Source organism: Gemmatirosa kalamazoonensis (assembly GCF_000522985.1).
In the GTDB taxonomy this organism is placed as follows: Bacteria; Gemmatimonadota; Gemmatimonadetes; order Gemmatimonadales; family Gemmatimonadaceae; genus Gemmatirosa; species Gemmatirosa kalamazoonensis.
Genome location: NZ_CP007128.1, coordinates 4,380,267 through 4,399,187, shown reverse-complemented (window position 1 = coordinate 4,399,187; position 18,921 = coordinate 4,380,267). Strand labels below are relative to the sequence as shown.

The following is an 18,921-nucleotide window of genomic DNA, read 5'->3' as shown; positions in this document are numbered from 1 at the left end:
AAGCACCGGGATCATCGCGCCGCGGAAGCGCACGATCGGTACCACCCACGGGTGGCCAGATTCCACTGGCGACCCCATCATTGGGGATGACCGAGCCTCGTTACACCGTAGCCGTCGTCGGCGCTGGCTTCAGCGGTACGCTCGTCGCGGCGCACCTGCTGCGCCGCGCGGCGGGCCCCCTCCGTGTGCTCCTCGTGAACCGCTCGGGCCCGATGGGACGCGGCGTCGCGTACGGCACGCGCACCGAGGCCCACGTCCTGAACGTGCCGGCGGGCCGCATGAGCGCGTTCGTCGACGACGAGGACGACTTCCTCCGCTTCGCGCAGCGGCGGCTTCCCGGCGTGGCCGGCGGCACGTTCGTCCCGCGCCGCCTCTACGGCGAGTACCTGGAGCACGTGCTCTCGTCCGCCGAGTCGAGCGCGGTGGACGGCGCGACGCTCGAGCGCGTGGTCGACGAGGTCGTGTCGCTGGACCTCTGCGACGACGGCGCCTCGGCCCGCCTCCGGCTCGCCGACGGCCAGGTCGTGCGCGCCGATCGGGTGGTCCTCGCGCTCGGCAACTTCGCGCCCGCCGATCCGCCGGTGCACACGCCGGAGTTCTACCGGAGCCCGCGCTACGTCCGCGATCCGTGGAGCGCCGGCGCGCTGGACGTCGTGCAGCCGGGCGAGCCGGTGCTGCTGATCGGCACGGGCCTCACGATGCTCGACATCGCGCTCGACCTCCAGGCGCGCGGCGCCGGCCGCATGCTCGCCGTCGCGCGCCGCGGCCTGCTTCCCCTGCCGCACCGGTCGCCGAGCGTGCCACCTGCGTCGGATCATCGGCCGCCCGACATCCTGACCGGACCGCCGACGGCGCTCGCCTACCTCAAGGCGGTCCGCGCCCACGTCGCCCGGTTGGCCGCCGCCGGCGTCGACTGGCGCGAGGTGATCGGGTCGCTCCGTCCGATAACGCCGCAGCTCTGGGCGCGGCTCGGCGTGCGCGAGCGGGCCCGCTTCCTCCGGCACCTGCGCGTCTACTGGGACGTCCACCGCCACCGTACCGCGCCGGAGCTGGACGCCGCGCTGCGCGGGCACGCCGCTGCTGGTCGGCTCGCCGTCGTCGCCGGACGGGTCCTGCGCTACGCCGCCGACGAGGACGGCGTCACGGTCACGCTGCAGCGGCGCGGCGCGTCGAGCCCCGAGCTCGTGCGCGTGGCACGGGTGCTGAACTGCACCGGCCCCGACGCCGACGTGCGGCGCCTCGCAGAGCCGCTCATCGCCTCGCTGCGCGACCGCGGTCTGCTCATGCCCGACACGCTCGGCCTCGGCGTCGAGACGGCGGACGACGGCGCGCTGCTCGACCGGCACGGCGTGCCGTCGCGGGTGCTGCACCACGTCGGGCCGCTGCTGAAGGCGCGCTACTGGGAGGCGACCGCCGTCCCCGAGCTCCGCGTGCACGCCGAGCGTGCGGCGTCGAGCATCCTGTCGTCGCTGGAGGAGCGGGAGCTCGAGGCGGTCTGAGGATCAGTCCGCGCGATGGTAGCCGTGAACGGCCCACCATTGTACGAACGCCAGCAGCTCGGCTTCGGCGGTCGTGGGGTGCGAGGCGAGGACCCCGCGCACCCCGCGGGTGAGCGCCGCGAGCATGTCCTCGAGCTGGACCGCCTGCTCGTGGGCGAGCGCTCCGTAGCGCACGACCACGCGCCGCAGGATGTCGAGCGGGGCGGCAGGGGTGCCCAAGGCCTGGAGCACGGCGTCCAGTGCGGCATGCAGCCGATCGCCGGCCGATCGTCGGCCCGCGCCGGACTCGGTGGACGCGCTGTCGCTCCAGGTTTCCATACCGAGCTGCCCTCCGGATGCGGAGAATGAGGTCGGTGGGCACGGCCGGTCGCGGGGGACCACGCCGCCACTGACACAGTTAAACGCCGCAACGTCCGCGCCGCGCCGGGGGACACCGGTTAGATTCCCCGGCGCCCTGGGTCGGGATGGCGCGGGTAGCTCAGTCGGTAGAGCAAGCGGCTTTTAACCGCAAGGTCGTGGGTTCGAGTCCCACCCCGCGCATCGCTCGCCATTCCTGCCGGCGGCCCGGCCGCGAGCGCGGTGACGTCACCATGACCGGCTCGTCATAGGAGGCGGCCGCTCCACGAGTTGCCGGCGCGACGGTACGTCGGTCGCGCTCCCGCCTCCGCCCCATCCCCCCGACATGGCAGACGCCACGGCGCCGTTGGACGCGCCGGTCGCCCTCGCACCCCGTCCCGCCGATTCACCGACGGGCGAGCTGGCGCTCGCCACCGAGCGGTACCAGCGAGCGGCGCTCGACGCGATCCCGGAGGCGTGGGTGTTCCTGCGCTCGCTGCGCGACGGGCGGCGGGTCGTGGACTTCGCGGTCATCGACATGAACGCGGCCGCCGAGCGGCTCGCCGGCCGACCGCGCGCGGCGGTGATCGGCACGCGGCTCCGCGAATGCTTCCCGGTGCAGGTGCGCCTCGACCTCCACGACACGTACGTCGCCGTCGCCGAGGGCCGCGTGTCGTTCGACGACGAGCGGTGCGTGTATACCGAGGCGGGGGAGGAGCAGTGGCTGCACGTCCGCGCCGTGCCGATCCCCGGCGGGCTCGCGCTGTTCACGCGCGACATCAGCGACAGGCGCCGCGCGGAGTCGGCGCGCGCGCGGCTCGCGGCGATCCTCGAGGAGACGCCGGACGTCGTCACGGTGAGCGACATCGATGGCCGCCTGCAGTACCTGAACGGCGCCGGCCGCGCGATGCTCGGCCTTCCGCCGCAGCGCTCGGCCGACGGCGCGTACGACCTCTCGATGGCCGACGTCCAGCCGCAGCTGATGCCCGGCGGCGCGCTGGAGGAGGCGACGCGCATCGCGGCGCGCGAGGGCACGTGGCGCGGCGAGACCGTGCTCCGCAAGCGCGACGGCCGCGACGTGCCGGTGGAGCAGGTGCTCATCGCGCACTTCGGCGCCGACGGCCGGCCGACGTACTACTCGTCGGTCATGCGCGACATCACCGACCGCAAGCAGGCCGAGGCCGCGCTGCGCTCGCTGTCCTTGGTCGACGAGCTGACGACGCTGTACAACCGGCGCGGGTTCCTCACCGTCGCCGGGCAGGCGCTCGACCGCGCGCGCGAGCGCGGCGCGCCGGTGCTCGTCTTCTACATGGACATGGACGACTTCAAGCGCATCAACGACGGCCACGGCCACGCCGAGGGCGACGTCGCGCTGCGCACCGTCGCCGACGTGCTGCGCGCCACGTTCCGCGAGTCGGACGTCATCGGACGGCTGGGCGGCGACGAGTTCGTCGCGTTCGCGGTGCACGGCGTGGGGGATGGACGCGGCGGCGATCGCCCGCGCCGTGACCGCTCGCATCGAGCAGCGGCTCGCCGCGGCGAACGCCGCGCACGGCCAGTCGTACGTGCTGAGCCTCAGCGTCGGCGTGGCGAGCGAGTCGCACGCGCGGCGCGCCGACGGCTCGGCGCCGCCCACGCTGGAGGACCTGCTCGCCAACGCGGACGCCGCGCTGTACGAGGAGAAGTGCCGCCGGAAGGCCCGCCTAACGACGTGACGTCGTCGCCTCGTTCGGCGCCGCGTACGCGTACACCAGCCGCGACACGTCGGCGATCGCGGCCGCGGCGAGCTTCTCGTCGGGGATGCCGCGCGTGAGCACGACGAGCACGTACGGTGGCCGGCCCCGCGGATAGACGATCGCCGCGTCGTGGAGCACGCCGGTGATCTGCCCGCTCTTGTGGGCGACCCGCGTGCCCGGCGGCACCCCTGCGGGAATCGACCCGGCGTCGAGCTCCTGGCCGAGCAGCACGCGCCGCATCTCCGCGCAGGCGCCGGCCGACGCCGCGCGCCCGCGCTCGATCGCCTCGAGCAGCGCCGCGAGGTCGCTCGCCGTCGTCACGTTGTTGAGTCCCTTGTCGAACGCCTTCTGGTCCTCGACGCCGCGCCGCACGCGCGTGCGAACGGCGCCGAGCGAAGCGGCGGTCGCCGTCACCTGCGCAGGGTCGGCGAGGGCGATGAGCGCGTTCGTCGCGAGGTTGCTCGACCGCACGATCATCCGCCGGATCAGCTCCCGCACCGCGACGCGGCGCCCGACCAGCGCGTACGTCGCGCTGTCCGAGTCGTCGCCCGTGTCGAGCGCGTACGGGGAGCCGTCCACGATCGACGCGAAGCGGTTCACGAGCAGGATCTCCTGGTCGAGCGCGAGCGCGCCGCGATCGCTCCGCCGCATCAGCTCGATCATCACCGGCACCTTCATCGTGCTCGCCGCGTGGAACACCGAGTCGCCGTGCAGGTCGAGCCGCTCGCCGGTCCCGAGATCGCGCCAGGCCACGGCGACGAACGCGTCGGGCGCCGTCCCGCGCAGCTCGGCCACCCGCCGCTCCACCCGCGCCCGCAGCGAATCGATCGGCTCGGCCGCCCCGGCCCGTGGCGTGACCGAAGTCACAGTGCAGAGGAGCAGTGCAGTGACCGAGACTGTCAGGGGTCGCATGACGGGAATTGGCTCGTCCGCGGGGACCCGCGCAATGCCCGACATCCGGCGGCCAGAAACACGACGCGATGTGGCGCGTGTCACGGCCTCATCCATAAGCGCGGTCGCACTGTGACCCCGGATGTCACTCGGCCGTCCCCCTGCCGGGCAACGTGCACTGGGCACGTCCGGCTCGGCGGCTCGCGACGTGGCCCCGCACCCGTCTCGCCTATGTCCGCAACCGACTCCGCTCACCACCTCCTGGCGCTCCCCACCGAAACGGCCGGGAGCGAGCCGCCGCGCGTCCGACTCGTCGACGTGCGCGCGCGGCTCGGCCCCTCCGTGCGCTACCGCGTCGAGGTGCACCTGGAGAGCCCCGAAGGCCGTCCGGTCGTCGCGTCGCACGAGGACGCGTCGAGCGCCACCGGCGACGTGCGCATCGCCGCGGAGGCGGCGGTGAAGGCGCTGCGCGCCGCGATGCCCGCCGCTCCACCGTTCTACGTCGCCGGCGCGAAGACCGTCCGCGCGTTCGACCAGACGGTGACGCTGGTGCTCATCGGCATCACCGGCGAGCCCGGGCCGGCGCGGCTGCTCGGCGCCGCGTGCAACGAGGAGAACCTCGCCCGAGCGGCCGTCGTTGCGGTGCTGAACGCGACGAACCGCGTCCGCAACCTCCGCTCCGGTTCGTGACGACCGCGTGCCGTTGGCGCCGCGTGTGATCCGCGGCGCACGGTCGCGGCGTTCACCCGCTGGCAAGCGACACGAGGCGCGTTAGGTTCCTTCGCGGCGCCCGCGGCACACGGCGCCCCGATCGTCCCTCCTCCGTGCGCACGACCGCCGCGTCCGTCGCGGCCGAACGGTCCTCGCAAGGCGCGCCCTCCCCGCCGGCGCGTCGCCTCCCACCCGCAGCTCCCCCGCCGTGGCCCCGCTCCGCGCCGCGCTCGTCACTCGTCGCCGTCCCGCGCCCCTGCTCGGCGCGTTGCTCGCCGCGACGACCGCCTGCGCGACCGCGCCGCATCCGGTGACCGCGCCCACGCCGGCGCCGACCGTCCGCCAGGCGGACGCGGGGGAGACGTTCGCGGGCGCGACGCCGCCGACGAGCGACGCGAAGCGCGCCGCACGCCCCGCTCGCGCCGCGCGCAACAAGGCAGCGACGGACTCCGTGGTGCCGTCGCACGTGCACGCGCCTGGCGTGACGTTCGACCTCCCGGTGCACGACTTCGAGAGCGACGAGCGCGTGCGGCGCTACGTATCGCTGTTCTCCGGTCGCGACCGAGAGGACTTCACCGCACAGCTCGAGCGCGGCACGCGCTACGAGACGATGATCCGCGCGAAGCTGCGCGCGGCCGGCGTGCCCGAGGACATGCGCTACCTCGCGCTGATCGAGAGCGGCTACGACCCGCAGGCGACGTCGCGGGTGCAGGCGGTGGGCATGTGGCAGTTCATGCTCGGCACCGCGCGCGACGTCGGGCTGCGCGTGGACTGGTGGGTGGACGAGCGGCGCGACCCCGTGCGCTCGACCGATGCCGCGGCGCGCAACCTTCGCTGGCTGCGTTCGCACTTCGGCTCCCCGTTCCTCGCGGCGGCGGCATACAACGGCGGCGAGACGCGCGTCGCGAAGGGTCTCGCCCAGCTCGCGATGGACGACAGCCTGCGCGTGAGCGCCGCGCGTCTCGACTCGATGTCGCAGGCCATCATCGCCGAGATGCCTAACGACACGGCCGACGCGGCGGAGGCTTCGACCGCGGTGCTGCAGGCCCCCGACGACAGCGCACCGATCGCGCCGGCGCCCGCGGAGGCGAGGTCGTCGGCCGACGCGCGGTTCTTCGCGCTGTCGTCGGCCGGCTATCTGCGCTCCGAGACGAAGAACTACGTGCCGCAGCTGATCGCGGCGACGCTCGTGGCGAAGGAGCCCGCGCGCTACGGCATCACCGTGCGGTCGCTCCCGGCGTACGCCTACGACAGCGTACGCGTCCCGGCGCTCACGCCGCTCGCCGCCGTGGCGTCGGCGGCCGACGTGTCGCGCGCGCAGCTGCTGGAGCTGAACCCGCACCTGCTGCGTGGACTCACGCCTCCCGGCGCGTCGACGGTCGTGCGCGTGCCGGTCGGCCGGGCGGCGGCGACGGCGCGCGCGCTCGATGAGCTGCCGGCGAGCGAGCGCCGTGCGTTCCGCCGACTCACGACGAAGAAGCGCGAGTCGTTCGACGCGCTGAGCGACCGCGCCGGCGTGCCGGCCGCGGCGCTGCTGCGCCGCTACAACCCCGGGCTCGACGTGGTCACGCACGGCAAGTGGAAGGGGCGCCTCGTGTCGGGGCAGCCGGTGCGCGTCCCGACGCGCGCGGTGCTCGACTTCTCGCGCGACGTGCCGAGCTACGACGACGCCCCGATCGCCGGCCTGCCGATGCCCGCGGCGCCCGCCACGCGCGACACCGTGGCCCACGTGGCGCACGCGGCGCACGCGGCGTCCGGGAAGAAGCGCGACTCCACGGATGACGCATCGGCCGCATCGCCGCGCAAGAGCACCGACCGCGCGCGTGCCGTGGCCACCAAGGCGGCGAAGACGGCGAAGGCGAAGGAGCCTAACGCGACGGGGAAGAAGGCGACGCCGTCGAAGGCGTCGCCGTCGAAGGGGTCGCCGTCGAAGGCGTCGAAGTCGAACCCGTCGAAGTCGAACTCGTCGAAGTCGTCGACGTCGAAAGCCGGAAAGGCCTAACGCCCGACGACGCCGCGGCCCTCGTAGCCCTTCGCGACGACTTCCTCGTAGCCGTTCGCCGGGTCGTCGCCGTTCTTCAGCGCGCGGTCCACCGCGGCGGGGCCGCGGTTGTAGACGAGCAGCGCGAGGCGCAGGCTCTTGTACTCGCGAATGAGGCCGCGCAGGTACCGGAAGCCGACGTGCAGGTTCAGGTGCCGGTCGTACAGGCGGCGGCGCGTCAGCTTGCCGGTCACGAAGAAGCGCGCGGTCGCCGGCATCACCTGCGTGAGGCCGACCGCCCCGACCGGGCTCGTCGCCCGCTCGTTGAACTCGCTCTCCGCGCGCACGAGCCGGAAGCCGAGGTCGGGCTCGATCCCCTCGGCGAGCGCGATGTCGTGGATCGCGACGGCCAGGTCGGGCGCCACGCCGTAGTGCCCCGCGAGGCGGTAGACGCGGTGCCACCGGCGCAGCCGCTGCGCCGTGCCGATGCTGTCCGCCACCGCGGCGAGGCCACGGACGGCGACCGGCGCGCGGAGCAGGGCCGGCGACGGCGCGTACAGCCGCTCGGACGCCGGCTCCGGGGCAGCCAGCCGGTGGCCGCGCACGAGCGAGGCGAGCGGCTTCACCGGGGCGGCCGTGGCGAGCTTCGGCTCCGGATGCCGGGCCGAGACCATCACCGTGGCCGTGAGACCGCTCGCGAGGAGCAGGCGGCGGTTCCGACGGCGCTTCCGTGCCTGTTCGCCGCGACGAGCGTACGGCGTGCTGGTCGTGTGAGTCATGGACGGTTCTCGACTAGGAGCAACGTCTGTGCCGGGCTCGGCCATTGGCAGGCGCTCATGCTCGGCTCCACGGTCCACCGGCGCCGCCGGCCTTCTCCAGCAGCATCACCGGGCCGATCTCCATGCCCCGATCTACGGCCTTGACCATGTCGTAGACCGTCAGAAGCGCCACGCTCACCGCCGTCAGGGCCTCCATCTCCACGCCGGTGCGGGCGGTCGTCGCTACTGTGGCCTCCACGCGGACGCCGGGCAAGGCCTCGTCGAGCTGGAGATCGACCACCACGGAGGACAGCGGCAGCGGATGGCAGAGCGGAACGAGCTCCGACGTGCGCTTCGCGGCCATGATCCCGGCGATGCGGGCGACGCTCAGGACGTCCCCCTTCGCGACCCGGTTCTCGCGGACGAGCGCGAGCGCGTCGCCCGACATGCGGATCGCGCCGGCGGCGCGCGCGGTGCGCGCGGTCTCCGCCTTCGCGGACACGTCCACCATGCGCGCCGCCCCGGACGCGTCGACGTGCGACAGCGCGCGCCCCTCCGCGGGTCGTCGGGTCATCGCAGCGCTCCGGTGAGCTCGCCGAGCAGCCACGCGGTGACGAGCTGCGGGCTGACGTTCCCCTCCGCGCGCACCTTGGCCTGCTCCACCGCCGCCACGGCCCGGCTGGCGCCGAGCGCGGTGGCGGGGTCCGGGGCGGGCTCGCCGGGGCGTCCGCTCGCCTCGCGGGCGAGGTCGTGGAGCGCCACGGTGAGCTCGTCGAGCATGTCGCTGAACGCGCCCCGTGCCCCCGCGGCACCGCGGGAGAACGCGAACCGCATCCGGTCGGCGCGGGTGCCGGCGGTGACGGTCTCCAGCAGCCGCCGCGCCTCGTGGCGGGGGCCGTCCTGCTCGGCCCCCGCCACGAGCGCTCCTGGGGCCCCGCCGGCGGCCTCCAACCGGTCCGCGGATACCTTGCCGATGGCTCCGGCGACCACCTCGTCGTCGGCGAACGCGCGCATCTCCGTGTCGGTGAGCGGCGCGACGCGCACGCAGACGACCCGCGATCGGATCGTCGGGAGCAGCGCCCCCGGCTCGCTCGACGTGAGAACGATCACGGTGTCGGCGGGGGGCTCCTCGAGCAGCTTCAGGAACGCGTTCGCCGCCGCGTCGGACCCTTCCTGGGGCACCATCCGCTCGGCGTCGCCGACCACGAACACCTTCCGCCGCCCGATGGCCGGCGAGACCGACGCGAGCTGCACGAGCGCCCGCACGGCGGCGACGTAAATCCCTTCGGCGCCCGACGGGGGGGCGTAGAGGCCGCGGGCCTTCACCCGGTCGGCGGTCGCGTCGGCGTAGTCCGCCTGGACCTCGCCCACCGACGGGTCGGAGTCCTTCAGCCGCGGTCGCGGGAAGAACCAGTGCAGGTCCGGGTGCGTCAGCTCCCTGGCGAACCGGCAGCTCCGGCAGGCGCCGCACGGGGCCTCCGCCCGCCGCTCGCACAGCGCGGCCTGGGCGAGCCAGAGCGCGAGGCGCTGCTTGCCGATGCCGCGCGCTCCGGTGAGCAGAAGGCTCGCCGGCAGGGCGTCACGCTGGAGCGCGCCCAGCAGGCGCTCGCGCACGCCGTGGTGGCCGTGGAGGGGAACGATGGGCACGGCCCAAATATGCCCCCTCCCGGTCCGGGGCTGTAGGATTGACTTCCGCCCCCGACCCGCTCCCGGGCTCGGCTGTAGCGAGCGCGCGACGGTTCCGGGCGTCCGCGCCTCAACGATCGCCGTCGAACGGAAGCCGCCGAGGGGGCTCCCCCGCTTCCGCAGGCAGGAGCGAGAACCCCTGCCCGTCGAACCAGAACAGGGCGAGCTGACCGAAGCGGCGGGCGAGCGCCACGCTCTCGTCGCGCGGCAGCATCACGGCGACGCACCGCTCGCGATAGCTGCCGTCCGGCGCGGTGCCGTCCACGCGCACGAACGGCGTGTGCGCCGCGCCTAACGCGTCCACGAGCGTCGCGAGCTGCGCGTCGTTCACGGCCTCGCGGTCACGCTCCGCGTCGCGCGACGGCGCGTCCTCCTCGTTGTCGCCGTGCGGGTTCTCGGCCGTCAGCACCGCGAACGGTCGATCGAGTCCGACCGCCGCGAGCGCCGCCCGTGCGGCGTCGTCCAGCGGACGGCGGAGGTCGATGCGTCCGTCGGGGACGCCGGGCAGCTCGAGAATGGTCCGGGCATACGCGTCGTACTTCTCGGTCGGGTTCGCCATACGGCAGAACCGTGCGAGAGGCGGGCCGCCCGGCACGGTTAATGACCTTCGACCGCCCCGGACCCACGACAGGAGGAGCACATGGGTGGCAAGCGTCCCGACCAGTACGCGATCGATCCCGGCGAGGCCGGCGCGACCGACTACAAGGACCGTCGGCAGCAGGAGTTCATCCCCGAGCACAAGGAGCACTACGTCGAGTCGTCCGACCCGGCGAAGCAGAGCGACAACCTGATCCCGCAGGGCGGCGTGAACCCCGCGCTGGCCGAGCTGCGCGCGCGCAACGAGCGCGACGCGGAGGAGGCGCGCGGCGAGCATCACCGCGAGGGCGGGCTGCACGGCGGCGCGCACTCGGCGTCCGGTCGGCAGGGCGGCCGGGCGGAGGAGGGCACGCGCGACGCGGACGACGCCGAGCGCCCGGAGTGAGGTGGGATCCCGCAACCCCGACCGTCACGAGCGATGCCTAACGCACCGGAGAAGCCGATGCTCGCCGACCGCGCGGCCGCGAGCACGAACGAGAATCCGCTGAGGGGCCGCCGCGTCGCGGTGCTGGCGACCGACGGCGTGGAGCAGGTGGAGCTGGTGCAGCCGATGGAGGCGCTGCGCGCGGCGGGTGCCGAAGTGCATCTCGTCTCGCTGGCGTGCGAGTCGATCCAGGCGATGAACCACGACGACAAGGCGGACACGTTCCCGGTGGACCGCTCGGTCGACGAGGTGAAGATCGCCGACTATCAGGGGCTCGTGATCCCGGGCGGCGTCGCGAACCCGGACCGGCTGCGCGCGGATCCGGCGGCCGTGAAGCTCGTGCGCGACTTCGTGGAGCACGACAAGCCGGTGGCGTCGATCTGCCACGGCCCGTGGCTGCTCGTCGAGGCCAACGTGGTGCGTGGCCGCACGCTGACGTCGTGGCCGAGCCTGCAGACCGACATCCGCAACGCGGGCGGCGAGTGGGTGGATCGCGAGGTCGTCGTCGACCAGAAGCTGGTCACGAGCCGCAAGCCGGCCGATCTGCCCGCGTTCTGCGAGAAGCTGGTGTCGCTGATGTCGAGCGCGGTGGAGGAGTCGCTCGTCGACCGCGCGATCGAGCAGACGTTCCCGGCGAGCGATCCGACGTCGTTCCAGGTGCCCGCGTCGGCGGGGGCGATGAACGAGCGTCGCAGCCGCCCGCGCGACGAGGCTGCACCGCCCGCCTGACGGCGAGGGCAGGAGGGCAGGAGGGCGGGAGGGCAGGAGAGTCCGAAGCTCTCCTGCCCTCTCGCCCTCCTGCCCTCCTGCCCTATTATCTGCGGGTCGGCTTTCCTCCCCTCGACCCCGCCCCTATGGAAGCCCGCGCGATCCCCGCCGCGGCGGCGCCTCTCTCGCGTGCCCATGAGCAGAGCGCCGCGGCCGTCGTTCCGTGGCCGCTCGTCGCGACGCTGTTCGCCGCCACCAGCATCGTCGTCGGCATCATCTGGGACATCTCGTGGCACATGTCGATCGGCCGCGACACGTTCTGGACGCCGGCGCACATGGGCATCTACGTCGGCGGGCTGGTGGCCGGCGGCGCGAACGGGTTCCTCGTGCTGCACACGACGTTCGCCGGCTCGGAGGCGCAGCGCGCGCGCTCGGTGCGCATCTGGGGGATGCGCGGGCCGCTCGGCGCGTGGGTCGCGATCTGGGGCGCCGGTGCGATGCTGACCTCCGCGCCGTTCGACGACTGGTGGCACAACGCGTACGGGCTCGACGTGCAGGTACTGAGCCCTCCGCACAGCGTGCTGATCGCCGGCATCCTCGGCGTGGTGTTCGGCGCCGCGATCACCGCGCTCACCGCGCAGAACCGCGCCGAGTCGGGCGACGGCGGCGCGGCGATGGCGGCGCGCGCGGGCTTGTTCCGCGCCATCTACGCGTACGCGTTAGGCGTCGTGCTCACGATCGTGTTCATCGGCGTGTGGCAGGACATGCACCCGGGCTTCTCGCACGGCGCGCACTTCTACCGCGCGGCCGCGTACCCGCTGCCGTTCGTGCTGTGCGCGGCGCTGCCGTCGCTCCGCGTGCGCTGGCCCGCGACGGCGACGGCGCTCGTGTACACCGCGATCTTCGCGGCGATGACGTGGACCCTGCCGCTGTTCCCGGCGACGCCGAAGCTCGGCCCGATCTTCCAGCCGATCACGCACTTCGTGCCGATGGGCTTCCCGCTGCTGCTCGTCGTGCCGGCGGTCCTGTTCGACCTCGCGTACCAGCGCGCCCGTGAGGCCAACCGGTGGCTGCTCGCGGCGGTGCTGGGCACCGCGTTCATCGCGTCGCTGCTCGCGGTGTACTGGTGGTTCGGCGCGTTCCTCATGTCGCCGGCGTCGCACAACTGGTTCTTCGCCGGCGGCAACTACAACTACAATCTGCCGCCGACGTCGCGCTGGTACCGCGGGCTGTTCTTCGACGCGGACGCGCCGGGCGCGGAGTTCTGGCGGGGCATGGCGTGGGCCGTCGGCATCGCGATCGTCACGTCGCGGCTCGGCCTCGCGTTCGGCGACTGGATGCGCCGGGTGCGCCGATGAGCGTGCGCGCCGCGTTAGGCACCGCCCTCCGACGCGCGGCACGCGCCGCCGCGATCGCGGGCGCGGCGCTGTCGCTCTCGGCGCACGTGGGGACGAACGACGCGTTCTACGACGGCCCCGCGGGACCGTACGGCGTGCGCGTCGCGGTGCGCATGCCGGGGGTCATCCCGGGCCAGGCGCAGATCACGGTGCGCGTCACGAGCGGCGAGGCGCGTCGCGTGCTCGTGCAGGTGGCACAGTGGCAGGTCGGCAGGAAGGGCGCGCCGACGCCCGACGTGGCGGAGCCGGTCGCCGGGGCGGCGGGCACGTTCGCGGCGCCGCTGTGGCTCATGACCGGCGGCGCGTACGCGGTGAACGTGACCGTGGAGGGCATGCGCGGCGTCGGCGCGGTGACGGTGCCGGTGAACGCGTACGCGACGTCGCGGCTGCGGTTAGGCAGTGGGCTCGGCTGGATCCTCGTCGCGCTCGGCGGCGCGCTCATCGTCGGGCTGCTGTCGCTCGTCGGCGCGGCCGTGCGCGAGAGCGTGGTGCCGCCGGGCGAGGCGCCGGATGCGAGGCGGCGTCGGACGGGACGCGTCGGCGTCGCGGTCGCGGCGGGGATCGTCGCGCTCGCGCTCGTCGGCGGCAACACGTGGTGGAACGCGGTCGATCGTCGCTACCTGCGCGGCATGTTCCGTCCGCTCGCGACGCGCGGCGAGCTGCGCGCGCCGACGACGCCGGGCGGGCCGGCGACGCTGCGCATCGTGGTCACCGACTCGCTGCTGTTCAGCGCGCGCTCGACGCCGATCATGCCGGACCACGGGAAGCTGATGCACGCCTTCGTGGTCGCGGATCCGAGCCACGATCTGCTGCTGCATCTGCACCCCACGCGCGTCGACTCGGCGACGTTCGAGAGCGCGCTGCCGGATCTGCCCGCGGGGCGCTACACCGTGTTCTCCGACATCGTGCTGGAGAGCGGCTTCGCGATCACGCTCGTGACGCCGATCGTGGTGCCGGCGCGCGACCAGACGCTCGTCGTGGCGGCCGGCGGCGCGAGCGTCGGGGACGACGCGTGGTTCGTCGGCCGCGCCGACGGGCCGGTGGCGCCGCTCGGCGACGGCTTCACGGTGCGCCGCGAGGATCCGCCGACGGCGCGCGTCGGCGTGGAGACGGCGCTGCGCTTCACGGTGCGCGATTCGGCGGGACGCGTCGCGTCGCTCGCGCCGTACATGGGGATGGCCGCGCACGCGATCGTCCTGCGCGCCGACGACAGCGTGTTCGTGCACCTGCACCCGATGGGGACGATCTCGCTCGCCGCGCAGCAGCGCATCCTGCGCCGCGAGGCGGGCGACACCGTGCTCCACGGCGCCGACCAGCCCGACGCGCCGCACGCGCTGCACGACGCCGACGTGTCCTATCCCGGCACGCTCTCGTTCCCGTTCGCGTTCCCGAAGCCGGGCCGCTACCGCATCTGGGTGCAGTCGCGGCCTAACGGCGGCGTGCGGACGGCGGTGTTCGACGTGGACGCGAAATGACGCCGCGTCATTTCTTCGTTCCGATCGCCGCCGTCCACTCCGCGATCTCGTGCGGGTTCATCTCGCCGTTCGGCACCAGGCGGCCATCGGCGTAGCCCCACTCGAGCACGTCCGGCAGGTATTGCTGGCGCGACAGGATGGTGCCCTGGCAGAGACGGCCGACCGGCGCGTCGTTCGTCAGCTCGTTGCGCAGGCGATCGAGCAGCAGCTCCATGACCCACGGCGGGATGCGCGAGCGCTCGCCCGGGTAGACGAAGCCGAACAGCACGAGGTACGAGAGCAGCACGCGCCATCGGTCGCCGAAGCGCTCGAGCACGCGGTTCCAGTCGAGCCGCTCGGCGCGGGAGCGGAGCAGGTGGATGATGTCGTTCCCGTCGTAGCGCTCGCGCTCCATGACGAACGCCTTCGACCAGAGCGACTCCTCCGCCGGCGCGATGAGCACGTCGACGCCGAGCACCTTGCCCGTCGGCGCGTGCTCGAACCACCGCTCGTCGACCGGGGCGACGCCGTTGCCCGAGCTGAAGATCAGGTCGACGAAGTCCTGCCCCCAGTACGCCTTGCCGAGCCAGTGCGGGAACGTGAGCTCGGTGCGGAATCCCGCGGCGTCGAGCACCTCGAGCGCGCGGTGGATCTCCGTCTTCGCGACGAAGACGTCGAAGTCCTTCGTCGAGCGCGGGATCCCCGTGATCGGCGTGAACGCGTACGCGCCGCCGACGAGGAAGCGCACGCCCCCCTCGCGCAGCGTCTCCATGACGCGGCGATAGACGGCCTGCGACGTCGGCGCGGCGAGATCGTGCCGCCGGGGTGGCCGCGGATACGCACGCCGCTCGGCGTCGACGGCCGAGTGCAGCGGCTGCGGGCCGGCCTTCCGCGTGCTCGGCGCCGGCGCGACGTCCGGCTTCGGGGCGCGGCGCGGTCGGCGCACGCGCGGGCGAGCGGGCACGGACGGGTCCAGCGGCTCGTCGGGCGGAGCGTCGTGAGGGTCGCGGTGCACGGGCGGAATAATTGTTGAAACGCGAGGCGGGCGTGCGGCCGCCGCTCACGGCGCCCGAGTCATCCGTATCCTCGATCAAGCATCGACCATGCCCACCGTCCGCATCGCCGCGATGAGCGATGTCCACGTCAGCAAGACGTCGCAGGGCGCGCTCGCGCCGATCCTCGGCCAGATCTCCGAGCGCGCCGACGTGCTCGTGCTGTGCGGCGATCTCACCGATTACGGCACGCTCGACGAGACGCGGGTGCTGCTGAAGGAGCTCTCGATCGTCCGCATGCCGGTCATCACCGTGCTCGGCAACCACGACTACGAGTCGGGCCACGTGACGGAGATGGTCGACGCGCTGCGCGAGGCGGGCATCGTGGTGCTCGACGGCGAGTCGCACGAGGTGAGCGGCGTCGGCTTCGCCGGCGTGAAGGGATTCGCCGGCGGCTTCGGGCGCGGGGTGCTCGGCTCGTGGGGCGAGAGCGCGATCAAGTGCTTCGTGAAGGAAGCGGTGGACGAGACGCTCAAGCTCGAGACCGCGCTCGCCCGCCTGCGCACGCGGCAGAAGATCGCGCTGCTGCACTACTCGCCGATCCGCGCGACGGTCGAGGGCGAACCGCTCGAGATCTTCCCGTGGCTCGGCTGCGGGCGGCACGAGGAGCCGCTGCTCCGCTACAAGGTGAGCGCGGTGTTCCACGGCCACGCGCACAACGGCACGCCTGACGGCACGCTGTCGAACGGCACGCCGTGCTACAACGTGGCGATGCCGCTGCTGCGCAAGCGCTGGCCCGACCAGATCCCCGTGAGGTTCATCGAGGTCGATCCCGACTCGCCGACGGCGGGCGACGACGGCGCCGCGTACGACGGCATGGAGCGGCGCCGCGCCGGCGAGAAGCTCACGCTACACAGCGCGTAGCTCGGGCTTCAGCACGACCTTCACGCACCCGTCCTGCTTGTCGCGGAAGGTCCGGTACATCTCCGGCCCGCGCTCGAGCGGGACGCGGTGCGTGATGATGCGCGACGGGTCGACGTCGCCGCGCTCGATGCGCTCGAGCAGCGGGCGCAGGTACCGGTGCACGTGCGTCTGGCCCATGCGGAGCGTGAGGCCCTTCGCGAACGCCTGGCCCATCGGGAACTTGTCGATGAAGCCCGCGTAGACGCCGGGGATGCTCACCGTGCCGCCCTTGCCGCACGCCTGGACCGCCTGGCGCAGCGCGTCGGCGCGGTCGAGCTGCAGCTTGAGGAACTGCTTGCCGCGGTCGATGCGCGACATGACGCCGTGGCCGTGCGACTCCATGTCCACCGCGTCGATGGCGTGGTCGGGGCCACGGCCTCCCGTCATCTGCTTCAGCGTCTCCACGACGTCGTCCGTGTCGCGCGCGTAGTCGACGACGTCGGCGTTGCCCACCTCGCGCGCCATGTCGAGCCGCTCGGCGAACCGGTCGATCGCGATGACACGGCCGGCGCCTAACAGATACGCGCTCACGATCGCGAACTGGCCGACCGGGCCGCATCCCCACACGGCCACCGTGTCGCCGGGCCGGATGCCGCACTGCTCGGCGGCCATGTAGCCCGTGGGGAAGATGTCGGTGAGGAAGAGGACCTTCTCGTCGGGGAGGTCGTTCTCGAGCTTCAGCGGGCCGACGTCGGCGAACGGCACGCGCACGTACTCGGCCTGCCCGCCGGCGTACCCGCCGTACAGGTGCGAGTAGCCGAACAGCCCCGACGTGCTGTAGCCGTTCAGCGCCTCGAGCGCCGCGGCGTTCGGGTTGGAGTTGTCACACAGCGACCAGAGGTCGTGGTGACAGTACCAGCAGTTGCCGCACGCGATCGCGAACGGCACGAGCACGCGGTCGCCGGGGCGCAGGTTGCGCACGTCGCGACCGACCTCCTCGACCACGCCCATGAACTCGTGGCCGAGGATGTCGCCCTTCATCATCGACGGCACCATGCCGTCGTACAGGTGCAGGTCGGATCCGCAGATGGCCGTCGACGTGACGCGCACGATCGCGTCGCGCGGATTGACGATCTCCGGATCGGGCACGCGCTCGCACCGCAGGTCCTCCACGCCGTGCCAGCAGAGCGCCTTCATGACCCGTGCGGCGCGTCGAGCGGAGGGGTCGTCATGCGCACGGTGTCGTCGTTGCTCGCGCGCGCGTTGAACGAGCTGCCGGCGCGCGGCCCCTGGCCGGGATTCTCGCCCACCGTCAGCTCGCCGGTCTCCATGAGCTGCTTGAAGCGCCGCAGCTCCTCGCGCACCTGCGCGTCCGGCTCCTCGCCGAACAGCTTCGCGACGGCGGTGCCTAACGCGCCCGCCGGCGGCGCGTACTCGACGATGACGCGCACCTCGGTGCCGCGCCCCGCCGGCGCCGGCTCGAAGTGCACCGACCCCGCGTGCGCGATGTCGGCGTCGTGCAGCGTGCGCCACGCGATCAGCTTGCCCGGGATCTCGTTGTAGACCTCCGCCTCCCACTCCACGGTTTGACCGGCGGGCGCCGTCGCCGTCCACCGCGAGCGCGTCTCGTCGATGACCTGCACGCTCTCGAGGCGCTCCATGATGCGCGGCAGGTTCTCGAAGTCGCGCCAGAACGCGTACAGCTCGGCCGGCGAGCGGCCGTGGATCGTGACCGCGTGCTCCACGCGCTGCGCGGTGCTCGCGTCGATCACGGCATTCGGCCCGTGCTGCTGCACCGGCTCGTCGGTCGGCTCGGCGGTGCTCATGCCGAGCGCGCCGTACACGCGGCAGTGTCCCGTGACGCCGCGCTCCACGAGCGCGCCGCCGACCAGCGCGACGAGCAGTCCGCCGAGGTCGCGCTTCTTCAGCGCGTACGCCGCGAGCGCGCCCCCCGCGGCGACCGACAGCATGCGCTCGATGTCGTTGACGTTCTTCCGCTCGCTCCCGCCGTGACGCGTGACGGACGACCGAGTCCGGGGCGCCTGGCCGGCGCCCGCTGCCGTTGCGGCCATTGTCGTTCCTCTCCGGATGAGGTTCTCTGATGCCGCCTCGTGCGCAGCAATCGGACCAGGGCAAGAGGGCAGGAGGGCAGGAGGGCAGGAGCTATCGCCACTCCTGCCCTCTTGCCCTCCTGCCCTCTTGCCCTGGTCCAGTCAGTGCGTGATCAGCCCGCAGGCGATGCGCGGACCGGAGTTGCCGGCCGGGTCGCTCTGGTAATCGTCGGGGCCGCCGTGGATGACGATCGACGAGCCGTCGCCGTCGAACAGGCCGCCGCCCTGGGCCAGCGTGAGGTCGCGGCTGATCGTCTCGACGTGCCCGGTGCCGTTCGTGCCAACCGAGAAGTTCGGCAGGTCGCCGGCGTGGTTGCCCGTGTTCGCGCGGAAGCCGTGCGAGCGCATCGCCGGGTTGTAGTGCCCGCCCGCGCTCGTGAACGGCGGCTCGCAGCGCCCGCTGTCGTGCACGTGGATGGCGTGCACGCCCGGCGGCAGCGAGGACAGGTCACCGGTGATCAGCACGCCGTGCGCGGTCTGCGTCAGCGTCACCGTGCCGACCGACGCGCCGTTCACGTCGCGCAGGTCGGCGCGCGCCGTCGTGTTCGGCGCCGCCATCGGCAGCGTGTCGCCGGGCATGCGCTGGCCGCGCATCCCCCCGGGGCCCCCGCGTCCGGCCGGGCCGGGGGGCGGGCCTGACTGGTTCGAGGCACACGCGGCGAGCAGCGCCGCGCCAAGCGAGAGCGACAGGCGGAAGAGGAGAGCGGGCGATCGCATGGTTGTCTGACTGGAGCGTG

The 18,921-nt window shown here is 73.3% G+C and carries 19 protein-coding genes and 1 tRNA gene; 10 read left to right on the top strand and 10 right to left on the bottom strand.

Translation table 11 applies throughout. The annotated features are described in order from the left end of the window. The first annotated feature begins 86 nt into the window (after positions 1-86). Positions 87-1,499 carry an FAD/NAD(P)-binding protein gene (locus tag J421_RS19215; protein ID WP_025412793.1) on the top strand — a complete coding sequence of 471 codons (1,413 nt, stop codon included), beginning with the start codon at positions 87-89 and terminating at the stop codon, positions 1,497-1,499. Positions 1,500-1,502: 3 nt separating this feature from the next. On the opposite strand, the gene J421_RS19210 is transcribed toward J421_RS19215, so the two are convergent. Then, positions 1,503-1,817: a hypothetical protein gene (locus tag J421_RS19210; RefSeq protein WP_025412792.1), complete on the bottom strand. Its 315-nt coding sequence runs from the start codon at positions 1,815-1,817 to the stop codon at positions 1,503-1,505. A 149-nt stretch (positions 1,818-1,966) separates the two neighbouring features. On the opposite strand from J421_RS19210, the gene J421_RS19205 reads away from it, so the two are divergent. Together J421_RS19205 and J421_RS19200 are read left to right on the top strand one after the other, a co-directional pair. Beyond that, positions 1,967-2,039 (top strand) — tRNA-Lys (locus J421_RS19205). 142 nt (positions 2,040-2,181) lie between these two features. Next, complete coding sequence (locus tag J421_RS19200) at positions 2,182-3,648, top strand: sensor domain-containing diguanylate cyclase (RefSeq protein ID WP_104022819.1); 1,467 nt, start codon at positions 2,182-2,184, stop codon at positions 3,646-3,648. On the opposite strand, the gene J421_RS19195 is transcribed toward J421_RS19200, so the two are convergent. After that, on the bottom strand, positions 3,539-4,438 hold the full coding sequence (locus J421_RS19195) for a serine hydrolase (RefSeq protein WP_201773044.1): 900 nt from the start codon (positions 4,436-4,438) through the stop codon (positions 3,539-3,541). The genes J421_RS19200 and J421_RS19195 overlap by 110 nt on opposite strands. A gap of 255 nt (positions 4,439-4,693) precedes the next feature. Here J421_RS19195 and J421_RS19190 point away from each other — a divergent pair, with 255 nt between their 5' ends. After that, on the top strand, positions 4,694-5,152 hold the full coding sequence (locus J421_RS19190) for a hypothetical protein (RefSeq protein WP_025412788.1): 459 nt from the start codon (positions 4,694-4,696) through the stop codon (positions 5,150-5,152). 229 nt (positions 5,153-5,381) lie between these two features. Then, entirely contained in the window at positions 5,382-7,175 is a 1,794-nt protein-coding gene (locus J421_RS19185; protein ID WP_025412787.1) for a lytic transglycosylase domain-containing protein, read from the top strand. Here the strand turns inward: J421_RS19185 and J421_RS19180 are convergent. The 4 genes from J421_RS19180 to J421_RS32910 all read right to left on the bottom strand — a co-directional run bounded on the left by J421_RS19180 (position 7,172) and on the right by J421_RS32910 (position 10,157). Further along, positions 7,172-7,933 (bottom strand): lytic transglycosylase domain-containing protein, encoded by a 762-nt coding sequence (locus tag J421_RS19180; protein WP_025412786.1) that lies wholly within the window; start codon positions 7,931-7,933, stop codon positions 7,172-7,174. The genes J421_RS19185 and J421_RS19180 overlap by 4 nt on opposite strands. A gap of 55 nt (positions 7,934-7,988) precedes the next feature. After that, on the bottom strand, positions 7,989-8,486 hold the full coding sequence (moaC, locus tag J421_RS19175; protein ID WP_025412785.1) for a cyclic pyranopterin monophosphate synthase MoaC: 498 nt from the start codon (positions 8,484-8,486) through the stop codon (positions 7,989-7,991). Then, positions 8,483-9,559, bottom strand: coding sequence for a hypothetical protein (locus tag J421_RS19170; RefSeq protein WP_158508841.1), 1,077 nt, complete (start codon positions 9,557-9,559; stop codon positions 8,483-8,485). The genes moaC and J421_RS19170 overlap by 4 nt, the downstream gene beginning before the upstream one ends. A gap of 109 nt (positions 9,560-9,668) precedes the next feature. After that, positions 9,669-10,157: a DUF3293 domain-containing protein gene (locus J421_RS32910; protein ID WP_025412783.1), complete on the bottom strand. Its 489-nt coding sequence runs from the start codon at positions 10,155-10,157 to the stop codon at positions 9,669-9,671. 81 nt (positions 10,158-10,238) lie between these two features. Here J421_RS32910 and J421_RS32905 point away from each other — a divergent pair, with 81 nt between their 5' ends. From J421_RS32905 to J421_RS19150, 4 genes are all read left to right on the top strand, one after another. Beyond that, complete coding sequence (locus tag J421_RS32905; protein ID WP_025412782.1) at positions 10,239-10,580, top strand: hypothetical protein; 342 nt, start codon at positions 10,239-10,241, stop codon at positions 10,578-10,580. Between the two features lie 33 nt (positions 10,581-10,613). After that, on the top strand, positions 10,614-11,348 hold the full coding sequence (locus J421_RS19160) for a type 1 glutamine amidotransferase domain-containing protein (RefSeq protein WP_025412781.1): 735 nt from the start codon (positions 10,614-10,616) through the stop codon (positions 11,346-11,348). 125 nt (positions 11,349-11,473) lie between these two features. Next, positions 11,474-12,685 carry a hypothetical protein gene (locus J421_RS19155; RefSeq protein WP_025412780.1) on the top strand — a complete coding sequence of 404 codons (1,212 nt, stop codon included), beginning with the start codon at positions 11,474-11,476 and terminating at the stop codon, positions 12,683-12,685. Then, a complete protein-coding gene (locus J421_RS19150) occupies positions 12,682-14,199 on the top strand; it encodes a hypothetical protein (RefSeq protein WP_025412779.1) in 1,518 nt (505 codons plus the stop codon). The genes J421_RS19155 and J421_RS19150 overlap by 4 nt, the downstream gene beginning before the upstream one ends. A 7-nt stretch (positions 14,200-14,206) precedes the next feature. Here J421_RS19150 and J421_RS19145 read toward each other — a convergent pair whose 3' ends face one another. Continuing rightward, positions 14,207-15,142 (bottom strand): nucleotidyltransferase family protein, encoded by a 936-nt coding sequence (locus J421_RS19145; protein WP_201773043.1) that lies wholly within the window; start codon positions 15,140-15,142, stop codon positions 14,207-14,209. Between the two features lie 139 nt (positions 15,143-15,281). Between J421_RS19145 and J421_RS19140 the strand changes: the two genes are divergently transcribed. Continuing rightward, positions 15,282-16,094 (top strand): metallophosphoesterase family protein, encoded by an 813-nt coding sequence (locus J421_RS19140; RefSeq protein ID WP_025412778.1) that lies wholly within the window; start codon positions 15,282-15,284, stop codon positions 16,092-16,094. Here the strand turns inward: J421_RS19140 and J421_RS19135 are convergent. The 3 genes from J421_RS19135 to J421_RS19125 form a co-directional block, all read right to left on the bottom strand. Further along, positions 16,080-17,270, bottom strand: a complete 1,191-nt coding sequence (locus J421_RS19135; RefSeq protein ID WP_025412777.1) for a zinc-dependent alcohol dehydrogenase — start codon at positions 17,268-17,270, stop codon at positions 16,080-16,082. The genes J421_RS19140 and J421_RS19135 overlap by 15 nt on opposite strands. Continuing rightward, on the bottom strand, positions 17,267-18,145 hold the full coding sequence (locus J421_RS19130) for an SRPBCC family protein (RefSeq protein WP_025412776.1): 879 nt from the start codon (positions 18,143-18,145) through the stop codon (positions 17,267-17,269). The genes J421_RS19135 and J421_RS19130 overlap by 4 nt, the downstream gene beginning before the upstream one ends. A gap of 141 nt (positions 18,146-18,286) precedes the next feature. Then, the gene (locus tag J421_RS19125; protein WP_201773042.1) at positions 18,287-18,901 is read right to left on the bottom strand and encodes a superoxide dismutase family protein; all 615 of its coding nucleotides are present in this window, start codon (positions 18,899-18,901) and stop codon (positions 18,287-18,289) included. Between the last annotated feature and the right edge of the window lie 20 nt (positions 18,902-18,921).